The organism is Aeromonas sp. R2-2, from assembly GCF_040908355.1.
GTDB lineage: Bacteria > Pseudomonadota > Gammaproteobacteria > Enterobacterales > Aeromonadaceae > Aeromonas > Aeromonas veronii.
In genome coordinates this window covers 1-23198 of the sequence record NZ_JBFODQ010000071.1, presented here as the reverse complement: position 1 = coordinate 23198, position 23198 = coordinate 1, and the positions used below count along the sequence as shown (strand labels likewise).

24 protein-coding genes are annotated in these 23198 nt (G+C 57.5%); 21 read left to right on the top strand and 3 right to left on the bottom strand.

Annotated elements, in window-relative coordinates; all coding sequences use genetic code 11:
- Positions 1-185 precede the first annotated feature (185 nt).
- The 11 genes from ccoN (at position 186) to ttcA (ending at position 10428) form a co-directional block, all read left to right on the top strand.
- Complete coding sequence (ccoN, locus tag AB5Z09_RS14620; protein ID WP_005336616.1) at positions 186-1610, top strand: cytochrome-c oxidase, cbb3-type subunit I; 1425 nt, start codon at positions 186-188, stop codon at positions 1608-1610.
- A 16-nt stretch (positions 1611-1626) separates the two neighbouring features.
- Positions 1627-2241: a cytochrome-c oxidase, cbb3-type subunit II gene (gene ccoO, locus AB5Z09_RS14615; protein WP_005336618.1), complete on the top strand. Its 615-nt coding sequence runs from the start codon at positions 1627-1629 to the stop codon at positions 2239-2241.
- A gap of 10 nt (positions 2242-2251) precedes the next feature.
- On the top strand, positions 2252-2431 hold the full coding sequence (locus AB5Z09_RS14610; RefSeq protein ID WP_005336620.1) for a CcoQ/FixQ family Cbb3-type cytochrome c oxidase assembly chaperone: 180 nt from the start codon (positions 2252-2254) through the stop codon (positions 2429-2431).
- The gene (gene ccoP / locus AB5Z09_RS14605; RefSeq protein WP_368195564.1) at positions 2431-3414 is read left to right on the top strand and encodes a cytochrome-c oxidase, cbb3-type subunit III; all 984 of its coding nucleotides are present in this window, start codon (positions 2431-2433) and stop codon (positions 3412-3414) included. Before AB5Z09_RS14610 ends, ccoP begins: the two co-directional genes overlap by 1 nt.
- Before the next feature lie 140 nt (positions 3415-3554).
- The gene (locus AB5Z09_RS14600; protein ID WP_005345427.1) at positions 3555-4055 is read left to right on the top strand and encodes a FixH family protein; all 501 of its coding nucleotides are present in this window, start codon (positions 3555-3557) and stop codon (positions 4053-4055) included.
- Between the two features lie 86 nt (positions 4056-4141).
- Positions 4142-6526, top strand: coding sequence for a heavy metal translocating P-type ATPase (locus tag AB5Z09_RS14595; protein ID WP_368195563.1), 2385 nt, complete (start codon positions 4142-4144; stop codon positions 6524-6526).
- 138 nt (positions 6527-6664) lie between these two features.
- Positions 6665-6853 carry a cbb3-type cytochrome oxidase assembly protein CcoS gene (ccoS, locus tag AB5Z09_RS14590; protein WP_005336630.1) on the top strand — a complete coding sequence of 63 codons (189 nt, stop codon included), beginning with the start codon at positions 6665-6667 and terminating at the stop codon, positions 6851-6853.
- Entirely contained in the window at positions 6837-7523 is a 687-nt protein-coding gene (locus AB5Z09_RS14585; protein ID WP_368195562.1) for a sulfite exporter TauE/SafE family protein, read from the top strand. The genes ccoS and AB5Z09_RS14585 overlap by 17 nt, the downstream gene beginning before the upstream one ends.
- Positions 7524-7591: 68 nt before the next feature.
- Positions 7592-8347 carry an FNR family transcription factor gene (locus tag AB5Z09_RS14580; protein WP_005351934.1) on the top strand — a complete coding sequence of 252 codons (756 nt, stop codon included), beginning with the start codon at positions 7592-7594 and terminating at the stop codon, positions 8345-8347.
- 150 nt (positions 8348-8497) lie between these two features.
- Positions 8498-9445 carry a universal stress protein UspE gene (uspE, locus tag AB5Z09_RS14575; RefSeq protein ID WP_005345417.1) on the top strand — a complete coding sequence of 316 codons (948 nt, stop codon included), beginning with the start codon at positions 8498-8500 and terminating at the stop codon, positions 9443-9445.
- A gap of 74 nt (positions 9446-9519) precedes the next feature.
- Positions 9520-10428 (top strand): tRNA 2-thiocytidine(32) synthetase TtcA, encoded by a 909-nt coding sequence (gene ttcA / locus AB5Z09_RS14570; protein WP_005336634.1) that lies wholly within the window; start codon positions 9520-9522, stop codon positions 10426-10428.
- Between the two features lie 103 nt (positions 10429-10531).
- Here ttcA and AB5Z09_RS14565 read toward each other — a convergent pair whose 3' ends face one another.
- Both AB5Z09_RS14565 and AB5Z09_RS14560 read right to left on the bottom strand, forming a co-directional pair.
- Positions 10532-11218, bottom strand: coding sequence for a DUF2987 domain-containing protein (locus AB5Z09_RS14565; RefSeq protein ID WP_368195561.1), 687 nt, complete (start codon positions 11216-11218; stop codon positions 10532-10534).
- 16 nt (positions 11219-11234) lie between these two features.
- The gene (locus tag AB5Z09_RS14560; RefSeq protein ID WP_005351939.1) at positions 11235-11972 is read right to left on the bottom strand and encodes a hypothetical protein; all 738 of its coding nucleotides are present in this window, start codon (positions 11970-11972) and stop codon (positions 11235-11237) included.
- A gap of 201 nt (positions 11973-12173) precedes the next feature.
- Between AB5Z09_RS14560 and potA the strand changes: the two genes are divergently transcribed.
- From potA to AB5Z09_RS14540, 4 genes are all read left to right on the top strand, one after another.
- A complete protein-coding gene (potA, locus tag AB5Z09_RS14555) occupies positions 12174-13277 on the top strand; it encodes a spermidine/putrescine ABC transporter ATP-binding protein PotA (protein ID WP_042083132.1) in 1104 nt (367 codons plus the stop codon).
- Complete coding sequence (gene potB, locus AB5Z09_RS14550) at positions 13264-14151, top strand: spermidine/putrescine ABC transporter permease PotB (RefSeq protein ID WP_236292764.1); 888 nt, start codon at positions 13264-13266, stop codon at positions 14149-14151. The genes potA and potB overlap by 14 nt, the downstream gene beginning before the upstream one ends.
- The gene (gene potC, locus AB5Z09_RS14545) at positions 14148-14918 is read left to right on the top strand and encodes a spermidine/putrescine ABC transporter permease PotC (protein WP_005336644.1); all 771 of its coding nucleotides are present in this window, start codon (positions 14148-14150) and stop codon (positions 14916-14918) included. The genes potB and potC overlap by 4 nt, the downstream gene beginning before the upstream one ends.
- Before the next feature lie 81 nt (positions 14919-14999).
- Positions 15000-16067: an extracellular solute-binding protein gene (locus AB5Z09_RS14540; RefSeq protein ID WP_368195560.1), complete on the top strand. Its 1068-nt coding sequence runs from the start codon at positions 15000-15002 to the stop codon at positions 16065-16067.
- A gap of 342 nt (positions 16068-16409) precedes the next feature.
- Here the strand turns inward: AB5Z09_RS14540 and AB5Z09_RS14535 are convergent, their stop codons facing one another.
- Positions 16410-17336, bottom strand: coding sequence for a hypothetical protein (locus tag AB5Z09_RS14535; RefSeq protein WP_368195559.1), 927 nt, complete (start codon positions 17334-17336; stop codon positions 16410-16412).
- 520 nt (positions 17337-17856) lie between these two features.
- Here AB5Z09_RS14535 and AB5Z09_RS14530 point away from each other — a divergent pair.
- The 6 genes from AB5Z09_RS14530 to AB5Z09_RS14505 all read left to right on the top strand — a co-directional run.
- Positions 17857-18474, top strand: coding sequence for a glutathione S-transferase family protein (locus AB5Z09_RS14530; protein WP_368195558.1), 618 nt, complete (start codon positions 17857-17859; stop codon positions 18472-18474).
- A gap of 207 nt (positions 18475-18681) precedes the next feature.
- A complete protein-coding gene (rbsD, locus tag AB5Z09_RS14525) occupies positions 18682-19101 on the top strand; it encodes a D-ribose pyranase (protein ID WP_368195557.1) in 420 nt (139 codons plus the stop codon).
- Positions 19102-19137: 36 nt separating this feature from the next.
- A complete protein-coding gene (rbsA, locus tag AB5Z09_RS14520) occupies positions 19138-20667 on the top strand; it encodes a ribose ABC transporter ATP-binding protein RbsA (protein ID WP_005336668.1) in 1530 nt (509 codons plus the stop codon).
- Positions 20664-21632, top strand: coding sequence for a ribose ABC transporter permease (gene rbsC / locus AB5Z09_RS14515; protein WP_368195556.1), 969 nt, complete (start codon positions 20664-20666; stop codon positions 21630-21632). The genes rbsA and rbsC overlap by 4 nt, the downstream gene beginning before the upstream one ends.
- Before the next feature lie 30 nt (positions 21633-21662).
- Complete coding sequence (gene rbsB / locus AB5Z09_RS14510; protein WP_005360585.1) at positions 21663-22538, top strand: ribose ABC transporter substrate-binding protein RbsB; 876 nt, start codon at positions 21663-21665, stop codon at positions 22536-22538.
- 108 nt (positions 22539-22646) lie between these two features.
- The coding region (locus AB5Z09_RS14505) for a PfkB family carbohydrate kinase (protein WP_368195555.1) at positions 22647-23198 on the top strand (552 nt) is incomplete at its 3' end.

The window sequence follows — 23198 nt, the reverse complement described above, 5'->3', positions numbered from 1 at the left end:
TCACTGTTTATACTGTTATTTTACCTGTCACTTCAGTATCATTCCCATGCAGTTTTCATTTAGCCATCTTTTGCTTTTCCTTTCGTTAACAGATGTTAACAACTGGTCGGCGGTGGCTGATGAAGCCAGTCCGGTCCTCCGGATACAAAACCAAACAACAGCAGCATCGGAAGCGGAATATAACGATGAGCCATACAACTAACCATCCTGAGTACAACTACACCGTTGTTCGCCAGTTTACCGTCATGACGATTGTCTGGGGAATTGTCGGCATGTCGGTTGGCGTACTGATCGCAGCCCAGTTGATCTGGCCTGCCCTCAACTTCGAGACCCCGTGGCTGACTTACAGTCGTCTGCGGCCCCTCCATACCAACGCAGTGATCTTCGCCTTCGGCGTCAGTGCACTGATGGCCACCTCCTTCTACGTGGTGCAGCGCACCTGTCAAACCAGACTGTTTGGTGGCCCGCTGGCAACCTTCGTCTTCTGGGGCTGGCAAGCAATCATCCTCTCTGCCGCCATCTCTCTGCCGCTGGGTTACACCTCCGCCAAAGAGTATGCCGAGCTGGAGTGGCCGATTGATATCGCCATCACTGTGGTATGGGTCGCCTATGCCATCGTCTTCTTCGGCACCCTGATGAAGCGCACCACCTCCCACATCTATGTGGCGAACTGGTTCTTCGGCGCCTTCATCATCACCGTTGCGGTGCTGCACATCGTCAACAACATGGAAGTGCCGCTCTCCGGCATGAAGTCCTACTCCATGTACTCTGGTGCCATGGACGCCATGGTGCAGTGGTGGTATGGCCACAACGCGGTAGGCTTCCTGCTGACCGCTGGCTTCCTCGGGATGATGTACTACTTCGTGCCCAAGCAGGCCGGTCGTCCGGTTTACTCCTATCGCCTCTCCATCGTGCACTTCTGGGCGTTGATCTCCCTCTATATCTGGGCAGGTCCGCATCACCTGCACTACACCGCACTGCCTGACTGGGCCCAGTCACTGGGCATGGTGATGTCCCTGATCCTGTTCGTACCCTCCTGGGGCGGCATGATCAACGGCATCATGACCCTCTCCGGTGCCTGGCACAAACTGCGTTATGACCCCATCCTGCGCTTCCTGATCGTCTCCCTCTCTTTCTACGGCATGTCGACCTTCGAAGGCCCGATGATGGCGATCAAAACCGTTAACGCCCTCTCCCACTACACCGACTGGACCGTTGGTCACGTGCACTCCGGTGCGCTGGGCTGGGTTGCCATGGTCTCCATCGGTGCAGTCTATCACCTGATCCCGAACCTGTTCGGCCAGGGCCGGATGTACAGCGTCAAGCTGATCAACGTTCACTTCTGGCTGGCGACCGTGGGCACCGTGCTCTACATCGTCGCCATGTGGATTTCCGGCGTCATGCAGGGCCTGATGTGGCGTGCAGTCAACGAAGACGGCACCCTGACCTACAGCTTCGTTGAAGCGCTGCAGGCATCCTATCCCTTCTATTTCGTGCGCTTCCTGGGTGGCTGCTTCTTCGTCACCGGCATGTTGCTGATGGCTTACAACGCCTATCGCACCATCACTGCGCCCAAAGGTTCTCTGGAACCTGTCGCCCAGCCAGCATGATTGAAGAGGTCAACCCATGAGCAACAATAACCGTCACGAAATATTTGAAAAAAGCGTTCCCATGCTGGTGGTCGGCATCATCTTCGCCATCAGTCTGGGGGGCCTGGTTGAAATCACTCCGCTGTTCTTCCAAAAGCAAACCACCGAGCCGGTGGAGGGCCTCAAGCCCTACACCGCTCTGCAGATGGAAGGACGCGACATCTTCATTCGCGAAGGCTGCACCAACTGCCACAGCCAGATGATCCGTCCGTTCCGTGCCGAAACCGAGCGTTACGGCCACTACTCGGTCGCTGGCGAGAGCGTCTGGGAGCACCCCTTCCTGTGGGGCTCCAAGCGAACTGGTCCGGATCTGGCCCGTGTTGGTGGCCGCTACTCCGACGAGTGGCACAAGGTTCACCTGATCAACCCGCGCGATGTGGTACCGGAATCCAACATGCCCGCCTACCCCTGGCTTGATACCAATGTGCTGACCGGCGAGATGACGGCCAAGAAGCTGGCGCTGTTCCGCGATCACTTCGGTGTGCCCTATACCGACGCCGATATTCAGGGTGCTGGCGAAGCCGTGAAGGGCAAAACCGAGCTGGATGCGCTGGTGGCCTATCTGCAATCACTGGGTCATGCCCTGAAATAAGGAGGCGAAGATGGACTACGGCACATTTCGCGGTCTGTATACCCTGCTGTTGATGGCCATCATGATTGGCATCATCGTCTGGGCCTACAGCAAACGCCGCAAGACCTCTTTCGACGAGGCTGCCAATCTGGTTTTTGCCGATGATGAGCAACCCGGTGCTGATAAAAAGAACGCAGGAGCGAAACAATAATGAGCACTCTGTTTAGCATTTTTGTGACTGTCATCAGTCTGGGAACCATCCTCGGCTGCTTCTTGCTGCTGATGTGGTGCCGCAAGGACAAGATGGGTGTTGAAGAAGGCAAATCGATGGGTCACTCCTTCGATGGCATCGAGGAGATCAACAACCCGCTGCCGAAGTGGTGGACTTACATGTTCCTCTTCTTCATCGTCACCGGTCTGGTCTATCTGGTCGCCTTCCCGGGGCTTGGCAACTTCAAAGGCCTGCTGGGCTGGCAAAGTTCCAACCAGGACGTGCGCTCGCTGGCCGAGTCCAAGGCTGCAACCGAATCGGCCAAGGCTGAAGGTCGCTCGGTGGAGTATGACCGTGAGGTCGCCAAGGCTGACGAGATCTACGGCGCCAAGTTCCGTGAACTCACCTATGAAGCGGATGGCAAAACCTATCGTGCCATCACCGAGATCGCCAAGGATCCGGAAGCCCTGAAAGTGGGTCAGCGTCTGTTCCTGCAGAACTGCTCCCAGTGCCACGGCTCTGACGCCCGCGGTGGTCGCGGTTTCCCGAACCTGACCGACAGCGAATGGCAATGGGGCGGCCAGCCTGATCAAATCAAGACCACCATCATGGGCGGTCGTCAGGGGATCATGGCTGCCTGGGGTGAAATCCTCGGCAAAGATGGCGTTCAGGAAGTGGCCTCCTATGTGCTGAGCCTCTCCGGTCGCAAGGTCGACCTGGTCGAAGCGAAGAAAGGTGAAGCACGCTTCGCCATCTGCGCTGCCTGCCACGGGGCCGATGCCAAGGGCGGTGTTGCCGTCGGTGCGCCAGATCTGACCAACAACACCTGGCTCTACGGTGGCTCTCGCGAAGTGGTGGTACAAACCATCACCCACGGTCGTCACGGCGTGATGCCAGCCTGGAAAGACATTCTGGGTGAGGACAAGGTTCACCTGCTGGCCTCCTACGTTTACAGCCTGTCTCATCAACAGTCTGCCAAATAAGGTTCGCCCGTAACGTTGTAACATGTGATAAACACGTGATTACACAGCAAAAAGCCTCGACTCCTCGAGGCTTTTTGTTATCTTGTGTTGCGTAAAAACCATCTTCCACGTTAATCATTCGTTTCATGGCAGTAGCAATCATGACCCAACCTCTATCCAAACCGTGGTATCGCCAATTCTGGCCCTGGTTTATCATCGCCCTCCCCACTGCCGCCGTTGTTGGCAGCATCGCCACCGCCATCATCGCCAGCAAGGATGGGGTCAATCTGGTGGCCGAGGACTATTACAAACAAGGGAAAGAGATCAATCAGGACTTGAGCAAGTTTGACCGCTCCGAAGCACTCAATATCCGCTTTGGGCTGGAGGTTGACGGCAACGAGCTGACTCTCAAACCCATCAGCGGTGACATTCCTGCCGGGCAAGCTCTCTATCTTTCATTGTTTCACCCGACCTTGGCCGGTCAGGACAGCGAACACATGATCACCGCCGATGCGAGCGGCACCTATCGCCTCCATTTCGACAAGCCGCTGGTCGGCAAGTGGCACATTCGGGTCGATGCCTTCGATCACCAGTGGCGATTGCAAGAGACCGTCCAGCTGCCCACCCTAGCCCCTGTCGAACTCGACCCGAAAGGACGCTAAGCCATGACCGGCTGTTCTCACTGTGGCGAGCCGGTGTTCGCCAGCGCCCCTGCTGCTTGCATTCTGCATTCAGGGGGACATCAATCATGACCCCCTGTTTTCACTGTGGCGAGCCGGTACCCGCTAATAGTGGTTATTCCCTCGAGATAAAGGGGATTGTTCGCCCCATGTGCTGCCCCGGTTGTCAGGCGGTGGCGGAAACCATCATGGAGTGCGGCCTCGCCAGTTACTACGATCACCGCACCGCACCCGGCACCAAGGGGGATCTGGTGCCCGAGGAGCTGGCCGCCCTCACCCACTACGATCTGGCAGAAGTGCAACAGGATTTTGTCACCGACAGCGGTACCCTTCGCGAAATCCAGCTGACGGTTGAGGGCTTGACCTGCGCCGCCTGTGCCTGGCTTATCGAACGCCACCTGATGACACTGACGGGACTGCGCTACATCAACGTCAACACCACCACCCACCGGGCCCGCATCAAGTGGGATCCGGACCAGCTCTCCCTGAGTGACATTCTCAAGGGCTTCGCCCAGATCGGTTATCGCGCCTACCCGTTCCAGACCCATCAACAGGAGGCGCTCTACGCCAAAGAGGTGCGCAGCTATATGTTCCGGCTGGCACTGGCGGGGCTGGGCTCGATGCAGGTGATGATGTGCGCCGTGGCCCTCTACATGGATCTCTTCATCAGCGTTGAAGATGAGTTCATGGTCTACTTCAAGTGGATAAGCCTGCTGCTCTCCACCCCCATCATGATCTACTCGGCCCAGCCCTTTTACGTGGGTGCCTGGCGCAGCCTGAGACAGGGTCACCTGTCGATGGATGTGTCGGTGTCGCTGGCGCTGATCGGGGCTTTTATCGCCTCCATGTGGGCCACCGTGTTCAATACCGGTGAGGTCTATTACGACTCCATCACCATGTTCGTCTTCTTCCTGCTGCTGGGGCGCTTTCTCGAGTTGCGGGCCCGGCGCAAGGCGTCGGAATCGAGCTCCAATCTGGCGCGGCTGGTGCCCATTATGGCGACCCGCATCGATGATGAAGGAGAGCATGAGGTAGCGGCCAAGACCTTGCAGGTCGGCGATCGGGTACGGGTGCTGGCCGGAGCAACCTTGCCAGCGGACGGCATCATTGTCGAAGGGCAAGCCAGCCTCAACGAATCCATGCTGACCGGTGAACAGCTGCCCCTGCTTAAACAGCGCGGTGAGCAGGTCTATGCAGGCACCATCAACACGGATGCGCCGCTACAGATCCGGGTGACCCACCGCATCGAAGAGTCGCGGATCGCCCAGATCATGCGGCTGCAGGATCACGCCCTCGATGACAAACCAGCCATCGCCCAGATGGCGGATCAACTGTCGCGCCACTTTATTCTGGTGCTGCTGATCATTGCCGCTGCGGTCTGGACCTTCTGGCACTTCCATCAACCGGATCAGGCGTTCTGGGTCACCCTCGCCGTGCTGGTTGCCACCTGCCCCTGTGCCCTGTCGCTGGCGACTCCGACTGCGCTGACCTCGGCCACCGCCAATCTGACCCGTAACGGCATTCTGCTGCGCCGCGGTCATGTGCTTGACGTGCTGACCAAGGCCAACCGGATCGTGATGGACAAGACTGGCACCCTGACCACAGGGGAAATCAGCCTGACCGGCACCACCACCTTGGCAGACGTGGACGAGGCGCACTGCCTCGCCATCGCCCGGGCCATGGAAGCGCAATCCGAGCACCCAATAGCCCGCGCCTTCCGGCTACCAGCCGACAATATCAGTGTGCTGCCATCCGCCCGCGAGATCACCCCGGTCATCGGTCACGGCATCACGGCGCTGGTGGAGGGTGTACGCTACCGCATCGGCAGTGCCCGCTGGCTTGGGCTGGATCCGGCGCAAGAACGCGGCCGCGGTCTGGCTATCTATCTGGCCGACGAGCAGCAGGTCTTGGCCCGCTTCAATCTGGAAGATACCCTGCGCCCCGATGCCAGGGCGCTGATCGCGGCATTCAAGGCGGCAGGTCTGCAAACTACCGTGCTGACTGGCGACAGCTCTCTGCAAGCAGACGAGATTGCCCGGGAACTGGGGGTGGATGAGCTGGTCAAGGGGGTCTCACCCGATGGCAAGCTGGCCTACCTCAAGGCCCGGGAAGCCCAAGGGGATATCAGCATCATGGTGGGCGATGGCATCAACGACGCGCCGGTACTGGCTGGCGCTCACGCCTCGTTTGCCATGGCTGGTGGCACCGATCTGGCGAAAAACAGCGCCGATGCCATCCTGCTGGCCGATGACCTGAGCCGACTGCTCGAGGCAAGAGTGCTGGCAATGCGTACCCGCAAGATCATCATCGAGAACTTCGCCTGGTCCATCGGTTACAACCTGCTGGTGCTGCCGCTGGCAGCCTGCGGCTGGCTGCCCCCCTATCTGGCGGCGGCGGGCATGTCGCTCAGTTCACTCATCGTGGTAACCAACTCCATGCGCCTCAACCGATGAGGCTGGTGGCGGAAAATAGCTGAAAATGTGGCCTGCCTCCGATGCAGGCCACATTTCTCACTGATAGCGGCTGGCCCCCTGCCAGAACAGGGTTACCATAGGGGACGCTTGCCAAGGATGAACGCCAAGGTACCTCTCATGAATATAATTTTTGTCCTGATCCCCATCGCTATCCTGTTTGTGATCATCGCCGGGGTCGTCTTCTTCTGGGCCATTCGCTCCGAGCAGTTTGAAGATCTCGACCGGCAGGGTTCCAACATCCTGTTTGACGAAGAGCAACCTGCCCACAAACCCGTAAAGCCTGCTGACCATGACCCACAACCTTGATCTGGCCGGCGCCCTGCTGGTCGGACTGGCAGGCTCCGCCCACTGCATCGGCATGTGCGGGGGTGTCTCTGCCGCGCTCTCCATGGCGATCCCCGCCAACAAACAGCATTTTTGGGGGCGACTCGCCTATCTGCTCAACTACAACCTCGGCCGGATCCTGAGCTATGTGATTGCAGGTGCACTGGTGGGCGGCCTGCTCGCCACCACCAGCGAGCTGGGCGCAGGCAAACACGCTATTGCCAGCTTGCGTCTCGTGGCAGCGTTATTGATGATTGCGCTTGGTCTCTATCTGGCGGGCTGGTGGCAAGGGATCTTGCTGCTGGAGCGGCTCGGCGCCAGACTTTGGCCCCGAATCAAACCGCTGGCGGGCAAGTTTCTCCCCTTCACCTCACCGCTGCAGGCATTGCCCTTTGGCATGGTGTGGGGCTGGCTGCCTTGCGGGCTGGTCTACTCCATGCTGACCTGGAGCGCGGCGGCGGGTTCGGCCAGTGGCGGTGCGCTCATCATGCTCTTTTTTGGTCTCGGCACCCTGCCCACCCTGTTTGCGTTGGGGGGGCTTGCCGATCGCCTGAGATACTGGCTCACCCTGCGCAGTTTGCGCCTTGGCGGTGCCCTGCTGCTCATTTTGTTCGGGGTGCATACCTTCTGGATTGGCATTGCTTCCTTTTGAAACCCTATCCAAAACGGATGAGTTGATGGTAAACTTGTTTGATATAAATCAATTATTCGTATGAGCCTATGATCCCGGAAAAGAAACCTGGCAGACGTATCCAGAGCGGTGGCTGTGCAATTCATTGCCAGGATTGCAGCATCAGTCAGCTCTGTATTCCCTTCACTCTGAACGACAACGAGCTTGATCAGCTTGACAGCATCATCGAGCGCAAGAAGCCGATCCAGAAGGGTGAAGAGCTGTTCAAGGCTGGCGATGAGTTCAAATCGCTCTATGCCATCCGTTCCGGGACCATCAAGTCTTACACCATCACCGAGCAAGGGGATGAGCAGATCACTGCGTTCCACCTCGCTGGCGATCTGGTCGGTTTTGATGCCATCAACAAGCAGGCCCACCCCTCCTTCGCCCAGGCGCTGGAAACGGCTATGGTGTGCGAGATCCCGTTTGAAGTGCTGGATGATCTCTCCGGCAAGATGCCCAAACTGCGCCAGCAGATCATGCGTCTGATGAGCAGCGAAATCATGGGCGATCAGGAGATGATCCTACTGCTCTCCAAGAAAAATGCCGAAGAGCGCCTCGCCGCCTTCCTGCACAATCTGTCGGTACGCTTCTCCGAACGCGGCTTCTCTGCCAAGGAGTTCCGTCTCTCCATGACCCGTGGTGACATTGGCAACTATCTGGGTCTGACCGTCGAGACCATCAGTCGTCTGCTCGGCCGCTTCCAGAAGTCCGGTCTCATCAGCGTCAAAGGCAAATACATTACCGTGCTGGATCAGGTCGCGCTGGGCATGATGGCCGGTGCAACTCGCCCGCCCTGCGGCTGATTTTCCGCTTACCCTCTCGCTTTTCTCCTGCTTTCCCTGCCGGATCCTTTCCTCTGGAATGTGATCCGGTACGTTCCTCATACCCTCCTCCTGCGCTAAGCTGTAATGGCTAAGATTCTGCTGTCATTGGACTTTTCCAAGGAGGAGAAGATGGTCAAATATCAGAATATTCTGGTGGTTATCAATCCAGAAGAGGAGCGTCAAATCGCCCTCGAACGGGCAGTCAAAGTCGCCGAGCTGGACGAAAACGCCCATCTGACCCTGCTGCTCACCATCTATGACTTTTCGTATGAAATGACTGCCATGCTCTCGGTGGACGAGCGGCAAGAGATGCGCGACGGCGTCATTTCACAGCGACGTGAGTGGCTGGACGAGATCCTGACCCCCTATCGGGCACAGGGGATCGAATGCGAAGTGAAAGTAGTCTGGCACAATCGTCCCTTCGAGTGTGTCATTCAGGAAGTGCTGGAGCAGCGCCACGATCTGGTGGTCAAAGCCACTCACCATCACAGCTTCCTGCAAACCTTCATCTTTACCCCCACCGACTGGCACCTGCTGCGCAAATGCCCCTGTCCGGTGCTGCTGGTCAAGGAGGGGCACTGGCAACGGGGCGGCAACATCATCGCCGCCATTAACTGCTCAAGCGACGATCCGGATCAGAAACTGCTCAACGAACGGATCACCCAGGAGGGAAGCGACATCGCCGAACTACTGGGCTCCAACCTCTATCTGGTCAACACCTACCCGGGCACCCCGGTCAACGTGGCCATAGAGCTGCCGGAGTTTGATCCCAACGCCTACAACGAAGCGATCCGCAAACACCACGAAAGCCTGCTGCTCAGCCATGCCGACAAGTTCGGGATCGGTCATCTCTGGACCCGGGTAGCAGAGGGGCTACCGGAAGAGGTGTTGCCGGATATGGCCGAAGAGCTCAAGGCAACCTTGATGATCATGGGCTGCGTCGGCCGTACCGGGCTTTCTGCAGCTTTGCTCGGCAATACCGCCGAACATGTGATTGACCGCCTCTCCTGCGACATCCTGATCCTCAAACCGGCGGACTACAGCTGCCCGGTCGACAGTCGTCGCAATCAATCATAAGGTGCCTGGCACCTTGCCCTCCCCCGGGACATGGCTATAATAACGCGCTTATTTGTGTCCCGGGTTTTACGAGCATGCTAGAAGAGCTGAACGCCAAAGAAAAATACAGTTTTAACAAACTGCAGAAGCGCCTGCGGCGCAACGTGGGTCAGGCCATTGCCGACTTCAACATGATTGAAGAGGGCGACAAGGTCATGGTCTGCCTCTCCGGCGGCAAGGACAGCTTCGGTATGCTCGACATACTGATGAGCCTCAAAGCCAGCGCCCCCATCCATTTCGATCTGGTTGCCGTCAACCTGGATCAGAAGCAGCCCGGCTTCCCCGAGCATGTGCTGCCCGAGTATCTGGATTCCCTCGGTATCGAGTACAAGATCGTCGAGGAAGATACCTACTCCATCGTCAAGGAGAAGGTACCGGAAGGCAAAACCACCTGCTCCCTCTGCTCACGGCTGCGCCGCGGTATTCTCTACCGCACCGCCCAGGAGCTGGGTTGCACCAAGATTGCCCTTGGCCACCACCGCGACGACATCCTCGAGACCCTGTTCCTCAACATGTTCTACGGTGGCAAGCTCAAGTCCATGCCGCCCAAGCTAGTGAGCGACGATGGCAAGAACGTGGTGATCCGCCCGCTGGCCTACTGCAAAGAGAAGGATCTGATCCGCTACGCCGACGTCAAAGCCTTCCCCATCATTCCGTGCAACCTGTGCGGCTCGCAGGAGAACCTGCAGCGTCAGGCCATCAAGCAGATGATGCAAGATTGGGACCGCCGCTTCCCCGGTCGTATCGAAACCATGTTCACCGCCATTCAGGACGTGATCCCGAGCCACCTGCTCGACCACAAGCTGTTTGACTTCAAGAGCATCAACCGCGACTCCGGCATCATCGATGGCGGCGACAAGGCGTTTGATCCGCCCGAGATGCCAAAGGCGCCGCTGCTGGATATCGACGAGATGGACATGCTGGATGTGATTGAAGTGCGCTAAGCCGCGCCCACAGGGCAAACGCCACGCAATAAAAAAGGAGCGATCATCGCTCCTTTTTTGCATTCTGGATTGGCCTGTCACTGCGGTGACACCGCCACCGGCCTCACCCTTTGTGCAACCAGGGGGTCAGTCGCAGCACGTCACCCTGCAGGCGCAGTTGCCCGGCAGCGAACGCGGCCAGTTGCTCATTGCTCAGCAGCAGGTGGCCTTCCTGCCAGGGCAGCGCCTCCTGACGGGCACCATCAATCAGATAAGCTGTTCCGCTCTGCTGCACCAGGGTAATGCGTACACCTTCCATCTTCGGCAGGAAGTGCTTGCCGACCATGCCCGCCATCTTGTCGAGCAGCGACTGCATCTGCAGCTGACGGGCCGCCAGCTCCGCCACCGGCAGCTCGGGCCCTTTCGGCGCATCTGCCATCACCTGCACCGTCATATCGCAAGTGGCGTGCTCTTCTTTAAGGCCAACAGTCACGATCCCCTTGTCGAGGTTGAGATCCTCATCAAAAGGCAGGCGCAGTTCGCTATCGATTGTTACCTCGCCCGCAACCTCCTTGCTGTCGGTTGCAACCCGGGCAAAGGTGAGGCCGCAGCGCTGACCATTTTGCGGATCGGTCAGATAAAACCCCAGTCTGGCGTGACCAAACTCCCCTTTGGCAAAGGTCTTCATCTGGCTGTAGAAGGTGCTGTATTGCAGATCCAGCACCGGCTCAGCCAGCGCCAGCCCTGGCAGCAAGAGCGCGGCTAGCAGACTCTGGCGCAAAACCTTGGTCACTCCATATCGACGGGTCATTCAACGTCCTTTTGCATCATGCATTGAAATGGTTGGGGCCTTCTGTCACCTCGTTAACCTCTACCCCCACCCCGCAGAGATCCCGATAGAGGATCCCCTTGCAGTTGAAATAGAGCGGTGCCACCCAGATAAGCCCCAACCCCATGGGGATCAGAGCCAGGAAGAAGAGCGCAGTCATCACGCCGTGGAACAGCACAATGCTGGGCCAGCCGCGAGCAAAGAGTTTGAGAGAGACCAGAATGGCCTGGGGCGGCGTCAGGCCACGCTCCAGCACCAGCGGGACGGTAAAGAGCAGCCCCATGCCGATCAGGGCCGAGGGGATGAAAGAGAGCACGGCGGGCAAGCCCAGCAGATCGAATAGCGGGCCAAACAGGCTGGTGAGCAGACTGCCAAGCAGGCTCAACATGCCAAGACGCACAAAGTGGCGGAAGAAGTCGAACACCTGGTTGGCTCTAGCGCGCACCCCGACCGACTGCTGCAACCCCAGCATATCGAGGGAGCTGGTCATGGGGGCCATCACCACCGTCATCAGCAGGCTCAGCACCATGGCCACATTCATCTGGCTGTCATCCCCTAGGTAGGGCAACAGCAGCACATTGCTGAGCAGGATCCAGATCGCCGTCACCCCGACAATCGCCAGCAGCAGGCCAAATCCGGTACGGCGGGTCTGTTGCCATCCCTCCTGGATGACCCCTTTCAGATCAAGGCGGTAGCCCTGGTTCAGAGACTGCTCAAGGGAGCCGCCAATACGCATTTTATTACTCAATTGACTATCCAATATCGAAAACGACCAAATCAGGTGGCACATTATAGCGATTTGGTCTGCTATTCGTAGCCGTTTTTCCTGCGCACTTGCGGCTAATTCGGGCCAAAAAGCCTTTAATTTCATGTGTCGGCTGCATAGAATGCGGCCCTCTTTCAACACGATGGCCACTGGCTGGGGTGAGACTGGCGGATGATGAACAATCCACAGGTAATTGTCGCGCTGAACAAGATCAGCAAAAAATACGATGGCAAGGTGATCCTGAGTGACCTTGACCTTGAAATCTATGACGGTGAATTTCTTACCCTGCTGGGCCCCTCCGGCTGTGGCAAGACCACCCTGCTGCGCCTGCTGGCCGGGCTAGAATCGGTCGACGGTGGCACCATCCATCTGGCCGGTGACGAGATCACCCATATCCCCGCCGAACACAGGCACATCAACACCGTGTTCCAGAGCTATGCGCTCTTCCCCCATATGACGGTGTTTGAAAACGTCGCCTTTGGCCTCGAGATGCAGAAAGTACCGGCCAGCGAGATCCGCCAGCGGGTCGAGGAGACTCTCGCCATGGTGCAGCTCACCGAGCTGGCCAACCGCCGCCCGGATCAGCTCTCTGGCGGTCAGCAGCAACGGGTCGCCATCGCCCGCGCCGTGGTCAACAAGCCCCGCCTGCTGCTGCTCGACGAATCCCTCTCGGCGCTCGACTACAAGCTGCGCAAGCAGATGCAGAGCGAGCTCAAGGCGCTGCAACGTCGCCTTGGCATCACCTTTGTCTTCGTTACCCATGATCAGGAAGAGGCGCTCACCATGTCTGATCGCATCCTGGTGATGGAGGGCGGCAAGATCATCCAGCGCGGCACCCCGCGCGATATCTACGAATCGCCAGCCAATCTGTTCGTGGCCCGCTTTATCGGCGAGATCAACGTGATGGACGGCAAGCTGATCAGCCAGCGCGAGCCCGGTATCTGGCAGGCCGAGGTAGAGGGGCGCGAATGCCTGCTCCATACCGCCTTGCCGTTCCAGCCAGACGACAAGGTGCTGGTGCTGCTGCGCCCGGAAGATCTGCGCATTCTCGATCAGGATGACGATCAAAGTGGCGCGCTGCGGGGCAATATCCGCGAGCGCAACTACAAGGGGGCGACGCTGGATTCGGTGATCGAGCTCGAAAGTGGCAAACAGCTGCTTATCTCCGAGTTCTTCGACGAGGATGACCCCGACTTTGACTATCGCCTGGGTCAGGAGGTGGCGATCCACTGGGTCGACAGCTGGGAGGTGGTGCTGCCCTATGAGCCTCACTAATCTGCGGGTACCACACAGCTTTGCCCACAACGGCTTTCGCAACGGGGCCATCGCGCTGATCCTCGGCTGGCTGACGCTGTTTGTCTTCCTGCCCAACCTGATGATCATCGGCGTCAGCTTCCTGACCCGTGACGAGTCCGAGCTTATCGCGCCGCTCTTTACCCTGAGCAACTATGGCCGCCTGCTGGACCCCCTCTATTTCGAGGTGCTGCTCCACTCCCTCTGGCTGGCGCTGCTCGCCACCGCCATCTGCCTGCTGGTGGGCTACCCCTTTGCCTGGCTGCTGGCCCATCTGCCAACGCGCATTCGCCCGCTGCTGCTGTTTCTGGTGGTGGTGCCGTTTTGGACCAACTCCCTGATCCGTACCTATGCGCTAAAAGTGCTGCTCGGCACCCGGGGGCTGATCAACGGCTGGCTGCTGGATCTGGGGATCATCGAGCGACCGCTGCAGATGATGTATACCGAGGTGGCCGTCATCATCGGGTTGGTCTATGTGCTGCTCCCCTTTATGGTGCTACCGCTCTACTCCAGCATCGAGAAGCTGGATGGCCGTTTGCTGGAGGCGGCGCGAGATCTTGGCGCCAACGGCTGGCAGCGGCTGGTGCGGATCATTTTGCCCCTCACCCTGCCCGGCATCATCGCCGGTTGTCTGCTGGTGTTTCTGCCCGCCATGGGGATGTTCTATGTCTCCGACTTGCTGGGGGGCGCCAAGCACCTGCTGATCGGCAACCTGATCAAGACCCAGTTCCTCAACAGCCGTGACTGGCCCTTTGGCGCCGCCATCAGCGTGATGCTGACGGTGCTGATGGCGCTCTTGGTCTACTGCTACTGGCGGGCAGGCAAGCTATTGAGCAAGAAGGGGGAGCTGGCATGATGCGCGCACTGAAGGCTCTGTTCTTGCTGCTGGTGTTTGGCTATCTCTATGTGCCCATCGGGGTGTTGATCGCCAACTCCTTCAACCTGTCGAAATATGGCATCGACTGGCGCGGCTTTACCCTGGGCTGGTATGAGAAGCTGTTTGCCAGCGCCAGCCTGATGCAGGCGGCCCAACACTCCCTGACCATCGCCGCCCTCACCGCCACCGCAGCCACCCTGATCGGCACCCTCACCGCCGTGGCACTATTTCGCTACCGCTTTCGCGGCAAGCAGTACGTGAGCGGCATGCTGTTCGTGGTAATGATGTCCCCCGATATCGTGATGGCTATTTCGCTCCTGACCCTGTTTGTGGTCACCGGCATTGCGCTGGGCTTCTGGTCGCTGCTGATCGCCCACATTACCTTCTGCCTGCCGTTCGTGGTGATCACTGTCTACTCGCGGCTGTGCGGTTTTGATGTGCGGATGCTGGAAGCCGCGCGGGATCTGGGGGCTGGCGAGTGGATCATCCTGCGCCGCATCATACTGCCGCTGGCGCTGCCGGCGGTGATGGCGGGCTGGCTGCTCTCCTTTACCCTGTCGCTGGACGACGTGGTGGTGAGCTCCTTTGTTACCGGCCCGGCCTATGAGATTCTGCCGCTCAAGATCTACTCCATGGTCAAGGTGGGGGTCTCCCCCGAGGTCAACGCCCTGGCCACCCTGATGCTGGTCGCCTCCCTCGGGATGGTGCTGCTGGCGCAACTGTTACTGCGTAAACGGCAAGGTTGACCCTGCCCGTTTCGTCCCCGCCACCTTTGGCGAACTCTGTCACGGTGGGCCGCAAGGCCCCATAACCCCAAGGAGTTGTTGATGACAATCCAACACAAGGCCGGCGCCCTGCTGGCAGCCGCCCTCACCCTCACCACCCCGCTGCTGAGCCAGAGCGCTCACGCGGCCGACGACAAGGTGGTCTACTTCTACAACTGGTCGGAATATGTGCCGGACGGCCTGCTGGAACAGTTCCAGCAAGAGACCGGCATCAAGGTGATCTACTCCACCTACGAATCCAACGAGACCCTCTACGCCAAGCTGAAAACCCATGGCGACGGCTATGACGTGGTGGTGCCCAGCACCTACTTCATCTCGAAAATGGCCAAAGAGGGGATGCTGCAGCCGCTGGATCGCGCCCAGCTACCCAACTTCAAGCACCTCGACCCCACCCTGCTCAACCACGAGTACGACCCGGACAACCGCTACTCCATCCCCTATATCTGGGGTGCAACCGGGATCGGCACCAACACCGACATCATCGAGCAACCGGTTACTAGCTGGAAGCAGCTCTGGGCGCCAGAGTGGAAAGAGAGCCTGCTGCTGATGGACGATGCCCGCGAGGTGTTCCATATCGCGCTGGTGCAGCTGGGCTACAGCCCCAACACCCGGGACAAGGCGCAAATTGCCGAAGCGTTCGAATACCTGAAAAAGCTGATGCCCAACGTCAAGGCGTTCAACTCCGACAACCCGGCCGACCCCTTTATCGCCGGTGAGGTCAATATCGGCATGCTGTGGAACGGCTCGGCCTACGGCGCCCAGCGCGAATACCCCTCCATCCAGATGACCTACCCCGTAGAAGGCGCCGTGCTCTGGATGGACAATCTCGCCATCCCGGCCAAGGCCAAGCATGTGAAAGAGGCCCACGCTCTGATCAACTTCCTGATGCGCCCCGATGTGGCAGCCAAGGTGGCCGAGGCGATTGGCTACCCCACCCCGGTCAAGGATGCCATTCCCCTGCTCACCCCGGCGTTTCGCAACAACCCCATGGTCTTCCCGAGCGACGAGATCAAGCGCAAGGGCGAGTTTCAGTCCGATGTAGGGGATGCCTCCCGCCTCTACGAGCAGTACTTCCTGCAGCTAAAAGCCATGGTGGCCAAGGCGGGTTAAGTCGGTGGTTAATTGACCCTGATAGGTTCAATAATTTAAGGGGGCAAAATTTGTCCCCTTATCTTCTTCCGTTTCTCAACACCAAAATCCCTGTAGAACCTCTCAATCCGCCTGTTTCATAGAAAATTTGAAAGAATGGTAGTGGTAAATTATTGGTTACTCCGCTTGTTCACAATTGTGAAGATACGGTAAATATATATATTTATGAAGGATGAGCATTGAGTGCTATCGAAATCACCAACATCTGATTACGCCTCGCTAAGATCACTTTACAGCACTAATTTCATAGCAGAACTGTACTCAACATCTTTAACGTAGAAGTAAATATAAAACCCAGCATTATTACAACCCGAAGAACATTCGTCTAGCATCATCTTTATGAAGATCGTGCATTGCAATATGATGATGTTTAGGCCCTACATTTTGTGAAAACAATATAAAAGGAAGTTCATCGATGCATATTTCAGCAACAACCCCACTAAAATCCTTATTGTAACAGTCTTGCAGAATCTTTAAATTAGTAGATGGAAAGCTATCTTTAAATTCTTTATTGAACTCAGGGTAAAAATATCTTATTAAAGATGCCTCATACAATGAAATACGTTCTTGTTCCGTAGTACCAAATAACTTTTCCAGTCCAGCATTAAATCTCGATGCACTATCTTCTTTATTTTTAGCAAATGGATTCATCATAGTAAACAACTGATTGTTGGGTTGTATCGCCAATAACAATAATGACAAGCGATAGCCTGCAGGGATCCCCTTTAATGCGATTTTCTGTAACGTCTCATGTTTCATAAGACGATCAATCGCATTTCTTTCTCCTTTTTTTCCATATGATTGACCAATATACTTCACCTCAAACTTAACTAAATCAGTTCCATATGCAAGTTTTTCTTGAAGCCATATATCTGTTGGCCAAGACCTTTCCCCATTGGGATTTTCAACGAAAAATTTATCTTCATCTAATATGAGATTAAATCCTTCTGGAAGATCAATTTTAAGATCTTCAGTTTCATTACCAATAATAAAGTTTAGAGTTAACAGCTTATTTTCTTGTTTTGCATCTATTAGCTTTATTACTGGAGTAAGCCCTATTAAATAGATATGACAGTTTTTTATTACTTGCATGTGCGGTGTAAGACGATCTATATCATAAATTGCTTCTGCTGGTAGAGTGCAATAATCAATTGCATACATTCCTAAAGAATGTTCAATATCATATGCTTTACTTTTCATTAAAAACTGCAGATCAACCTCTTTAGACATAAAAACTCCACTAAAATTTAAATTTATACTTCTCGCCTTGTTACTTGTAATCACAATCACTTTAATACGTTAAACCATAGCAACTTCAAATTAAAATCAGGCATGCTGAAATTAAAAAACATACAGATGAATTTAAGTTGGCCACCAAGTTGGTAAGATATCAAAAGACAAGAAAAAAAGTTAGTAAGAATTACATGTTTCTATATTTTTTTGATACAAGTCAGAAACTCAAAAATAGTTCGCTATTAGCCTTAATATTTTCGTACCTACTGCCATTCTAGCGTGAGCGACGCTATTAAATTCAGCCCTTCGGGTTCATACTTGGCCAAGGGGTTTATGATATGGAAAACAGCAAGATAACCAAAGCAGATTAATTCTGCGCTTTTTCATCACCCCTTAGGGGTGTAGATTGGTTGAGGGGGCAGCGTTGCCCCCTCTCTTTTTTCATGACTGCCCGTAGTGCTCCGCGAAGCAATCTTTCGCCGATATCGCGGGTGGCCTGAGCCAATCAGGAGTATTCATGTCCGATCTGACCCTCTTCTTCGCCCCCGGCTCCTGCGCCGTGGCGGTCCAAATCGCACTGCTGGAAACCGGCGCCCCGTTTACTGCCCGCCAGCTCAATCTGGCTGCCGGTGAGCAGCGTTCGCCCGAATACCTCACCATCAACCCCAAAGGGCGAGTGCCAGCCCTTGTCACCGAGCAGGGCACCCTTACCGAGACCCCGGCCCTGCTGCTCTATGTAGCGCAGCGCTTCCCCGATGCCAAGCTGGCGCCGCTGGACAACCCGTTCCTGCTGGCCCGCATGCAGGAGGTCAACAGCTTCCTCGCCTCCACCGTGCATGTCTCCCACGCCCACGGTCGCCGTGGCAGCCGCTGGGCCGATGACGAGCAGGCCATCGCCGCCATGCAGCAAAAAGTCGCCAGCAATATGCGCGATGGCTTTGCCCAGATTGAGCAGCACTATCTGGCTGGCCCCTGGGTGCTCGGCGAGCAATTCAGCGTGGCGGACATCTATCTGTTCGTGGTCGCGGGCTGGCTGAAAAGCGATGGCGTCGAGATCAGTGAATTCCCCAAAGTGGCCGATCATTATCGCCGAATGCTGACCCGTCCGGCGGTCAACAAAGCCCTCTCCAACTAAGTAAAAAATCAATAGAAAGGGTGCCGAGGCTCTGCTGGCACCCTTCTTTCTCTTTCCTCCTCCACCTTTGAGATCGTTTTCACATTTCCGTGGTTTTGCCGTGGCCCTTCCATCCTAAAAAGCCTATCTTTGCGCCATAACGCAACCGGTTGCGTAACCGGTTGCCTGATAAGAAACTGCGATGGCGAAAGCCTGATGAGGTGCTGTATGAAACGAGGCGTACTGCTCAATGCTCCCCTGAGTGCTCTGGTGGCACAGATGGGTCACACCGACGAGATCACCGTCTGCGATGCAGGCTTGCCCATTGCGGCAGGGCCGGAGCGGATCGATCTGGCGTTGATGGCGGGCACCCCCAGCCTCGAAACCGTGCTGACCGCCCTGCTCACCGATCTGGTGGTGGAGAAAGCGATCATGGCAAGCGAGATCAAGCAGATCAGCCCCGCCGCCCATCAGGCACTGGTCGATCAGCTTGAGGCCCACGCCGCCGCCCAGGGCAAGTCCATCGCCATCGAATACTGCCTGCACGAGGAGTTCAAAACCCGCACCCGCCAGAGCAAGGCGATCGTGCGCAGCGGCGAGGTGACTCCCTACGCCAACCTGATCCTCTGCGCCGGTGTGGCGTTCTGACATTCTTCAAAGAAGGCCTCTTCAAGGAAGCTGCAAATGAGCACAACCTCCCCCCTCTCACCCATTCTGGAGCTGACCGGGATCGTCAAGACCTTCCCCGGTGTGCGCGCCCTCGACGAAGCGGGTCTGCGGGTCTATCCGGGCCAGGTGATGGCCCTGCTCGGTGAAAATGGCGCCGGCAAATCCACCCTGATGAAGGTGCTGACCGGTATCTATCAGGCCGATGCGGGCAGCGTTAGCTACCGAGGCCAACCGGTCCACTTCAAGGGCCCCCGCGACTCTCAGGATCAGGGGATCAGCATCATCCACCAGGAGCTGAACCTGCTGCCGGAGTTGTCGATTGCCGCCAACATCTTCCTCGGTCGCGAACCCCGTACCCGTTTTGGCAGCATCGACCACAAACAGCTGCGCGAACGGGCAAGCGGCCTGCTGGCGCGACTTGGCGTCAAGCACGGGCCGGATACCCGACTCGGGGATCTCTCCATCGGCGAACAGCAGATGGTGGAGATTGCCAAGGCGCTGTCGTTCGATGCCAGCGTCATCATCATGGACGAACCCACCGATGCGTTGACCGATACCGAGACCGAGCAGCTGTTCAAGGTTATCCGCGAGCTGCGTGAGCAAGGTTGCGGCATCGTCTATATCTCCCACCGCCTCAAGGAGATCTTCGAGATCTGCGATCGGGTCACCGTGCTGCGCGATGGCAAGTGGATTGGCGAGAAGGCAGTGAGCGATCTGGATGAAGACAAGATCATCGAGATGATGGTGGGCCGCCGACTGGAAGAGCAGTATCCGCGTCTTGAGCGCGAGCTTGGCCCCGTCAGCCTGCAGGTGAAAGATCTGGCCGGTCCCGGCGTGCGCGGGGTGAGTTTCTCCCTGCGTCAGGGGGAAATTCTGGGCTTTAGCGGCCTGATGGGCTCCGGCCGTACCGAGCTGATGAAGCTGATCTACGGCGCCAGCCCCATCAGCGCCGGTGAAGTGGCAGTGGACGGTCATGCTCTGGTGCCCAAAAGCCCGGCCGACGGGTTGGCCGCAGGCATTGCCTATATCTCCGAGGATCGCAAAGGCGATGGCCTGGTATTGGAGCTGTCGGTGCGCGAAAACATGAGTCTGTGCGCCCTCGACGAGTTCATCAGCAACGGCAAGATTGACGGCAAGGCCGAACGGCAGGCGGTGAGCGACTATGTGCGTCTGTTCAACATCAAGACCCCGAGTCAGGATCAGCTGATAAAGCTGCTCTCTGGCGGCAACCAGCAGAAGGTGGCCATCGCCAAGGGACTGCTGACCCGGCCCAAGGTACTGATCCTCGACGAGCCGACCCGAGGCGTTGACGTGGGGGCGAAAAAGGAAATTTATCAGCTGATCAACCAGTTCAAGAAGGAGGGGATGAGCATCATTCTGGTCTCCTCCGAGATGCCGGAAGTGCTCGGCATGAGTGATCGCATCATGGTGATGCACGAAGGGCGCATCAGCGCAGAGTTCAACACCCGCGATGCCAATCAGGAGAAGCTGATGGCGGCGGCAGTCGGTAAACAGTGGCAAGCAGAGCAAGAGGCATCCCAATGACAACCCAAACCCTTTCCCGCCGTGGCGTCATGAGCAAGGCGTGGTGGATCGAGAACAAATCCCTGGTCGCGCTGCTGGTCCTGATTGGTGTGGTCTCCTTTCTGAGCCCCAACTTCTTCACCGCCGACAACCTGCTCAACATCCTGCGCCAGACCTCGGTCAACGCCATCATGGCGGTCGGTATGACGCTGGTTATCCTTACCGCCGGTATCGATCTGTCGGTCGGCTCTGTGCTGGCCCTGTGCGGCGCGCTGGCCGCCACCATGGTCGCCATGGAGCTGCCGATCTGGCTGGTGGTGCCCCTCACTCTGGGTGCCGGTTCCCTGCTGGGCGGCGTCAGCGGCCTCATCATTGCCAAGGGCAAGGTACAGGCATTTATCGCCACCCTGGTCACCATGACCGCCCTGCGCGGCATCACCATGGTCTATACCGAGGGTCGTCCCATCTCCACCGGTTTCAGTGACGGCGCCGATCACTTCGCCTGGCTCGGTACCGGTTACCTGTTCGGTCTGCCGGTACCCATCTGGCTGATGGCCATCGTCTTCCTGCTCGCCTGGTTCATGCTCAACCACACCCGTCTCGGTCGCTACATCTACGCGCTGGGTGGCAACGAATCGGCTACCCGCCTCTCCGGTATCAATGTGGATCGGGTGAAGCTGGCGGTGTATGGTCTGTGCGGCGCGCTCTCGGCACTGGCAGGGCTTATCGTTACCTCTCGCCTCTCCTCTGCCCAGCCGACGGCGGGCATGGGTTACGAGCTGGATGCCATCGCCGCCGTGGTGCTGGGTGGTACCAGCCTGATGGGCGGCAAGGGCCGCATCATGGGTACCCTGATCGGTGCCTTGATCATTGGCTTCCTGAATAACGCCCTCAACCTGCTCGACGTATCCTCCTATTACCAGATGATCGCCAAGGCCAGCGTGATCTTGCTTGCCGTGATGATCGATAACAAAAGCAATCGTTGATAAGACAAGCCACACACAAGGAATGAAATGATGAAAAAGCTCAATACCCTGCTCGCTGCCGCCATCATGTCCGTGCTGGGCACCGCCCAGGCCGCCGATCAAACCCTGGCCATGGTGGTCTCCACCCTCAACAACCCCTTCTTCGTCACCATGAAAGAGGGGGCCGAAGCCAAAGCCAAAGAGCTTGGCTACGAGCTGGTGGTACTGGATTCCCAGAATGACCCGGCCAAAGAGCTCTCCAACATGGAAGATCTCACCGTACGCAAGGTCGGCGCCATCCTGATCAACCCCACCGACTCCGAAGCGGTGGGCAACGCCATTCGTCTGGCCAACCGCGCCAGCATTCCAGTACTGACTCTGGATCGCGGCGCTGCGCAGGGTGAGGTCAAGGCCCATATCGCCTCCGACAACGTGGCGGGCGGCAAGCTGGCCGGTGACTTTATCACCGAGAAACTGGGTACCGGTGCCAAGGTGATCCAGCTGGAAGGGATTGCCGGTACCTCCGCCGCCCGCGACCGTGGCGAAGGTTTTGCCCTGGCCGTGGCGGCCAACAAGCTGCAGGTACTGGCTTCCCAGCCTGCCGACTTTGACCGCACCAAGGGTCTGAACGTCATGGAAAACCTGCTGGCCGCCCACCCGACCGTTCAAGCAGTCTTTGCCCAGAACGACGAGATGGCGCTGGGTGCCATCCGCGCGGTGCAAGCTGCAGGTAAAGAGGTAATGATCGTCGGCTTCGACGGCACTGACGATGGCAAAGCCGCCGTTGCCAAGGGTAAACTGGCCGCCACCGTGGCCCAGCAACCAGCCCTGATCGGTGCCATCGGCGTCGAGACTGCCGACAAGGTGCTCAAGGGTCAGCCGGTCGAGAAATCCATTCCGGTACCGCTGCAAGTGGTCAGCAAGTAAGTTCTCGAGGGGAGGTTCGCCTCCCCTTTTCCCTCTCGTTCAGGTGCCTCCCGGCTTGAACTCACTCAGTCATCGTGTTCAAGCCAAGATGCATCAGGAGTAGTCAACATGAATCGTCTCGTCGTTCTGGGCAGTGTCAATGCAGACCATGTGCTGCGCGTTCCCCACTTTCCTCGCCCGGGTGAAACCCTGACCGGTCACAGCTATCAGGTAGTCCCGGGTGGCAAGGGGGCCAATCAGGCAGTCGCTGCCGCCCGCCTCGGCGCCCCCGTCTCCTTTATCGCCCGCATCGGTGATGACGCCATCGGCCACCAGATGAAGAGCGGCTTTGCCAAAGATGGCATTGACGTCAGCGCCGTCGAGCTCGATCCCAAGCTCCCGACCGGTATTGCCATCATCTATGTGAGCGATGAGGGGGAGAACAGCATAGGTATCTCCGCCGAAGCCAACGGTGCCATCACCCCTGCCGTGGTGAAAAACCATGAAGCGATGATCGCCGCCGCCCACACCCTGCTGTTGCAGTTGGAAGTGCCGCTCGAGAGCGTCCATGAGGCTGCACGGCTGGCTCGCGCCCAAGGTACCCGGGTGGTGCTCAACCCCGCCCCAGCCCGTCCGCTCTCAAGCGAACTGCTGGCGCTGGTCGACCTTATCACCCCCAAC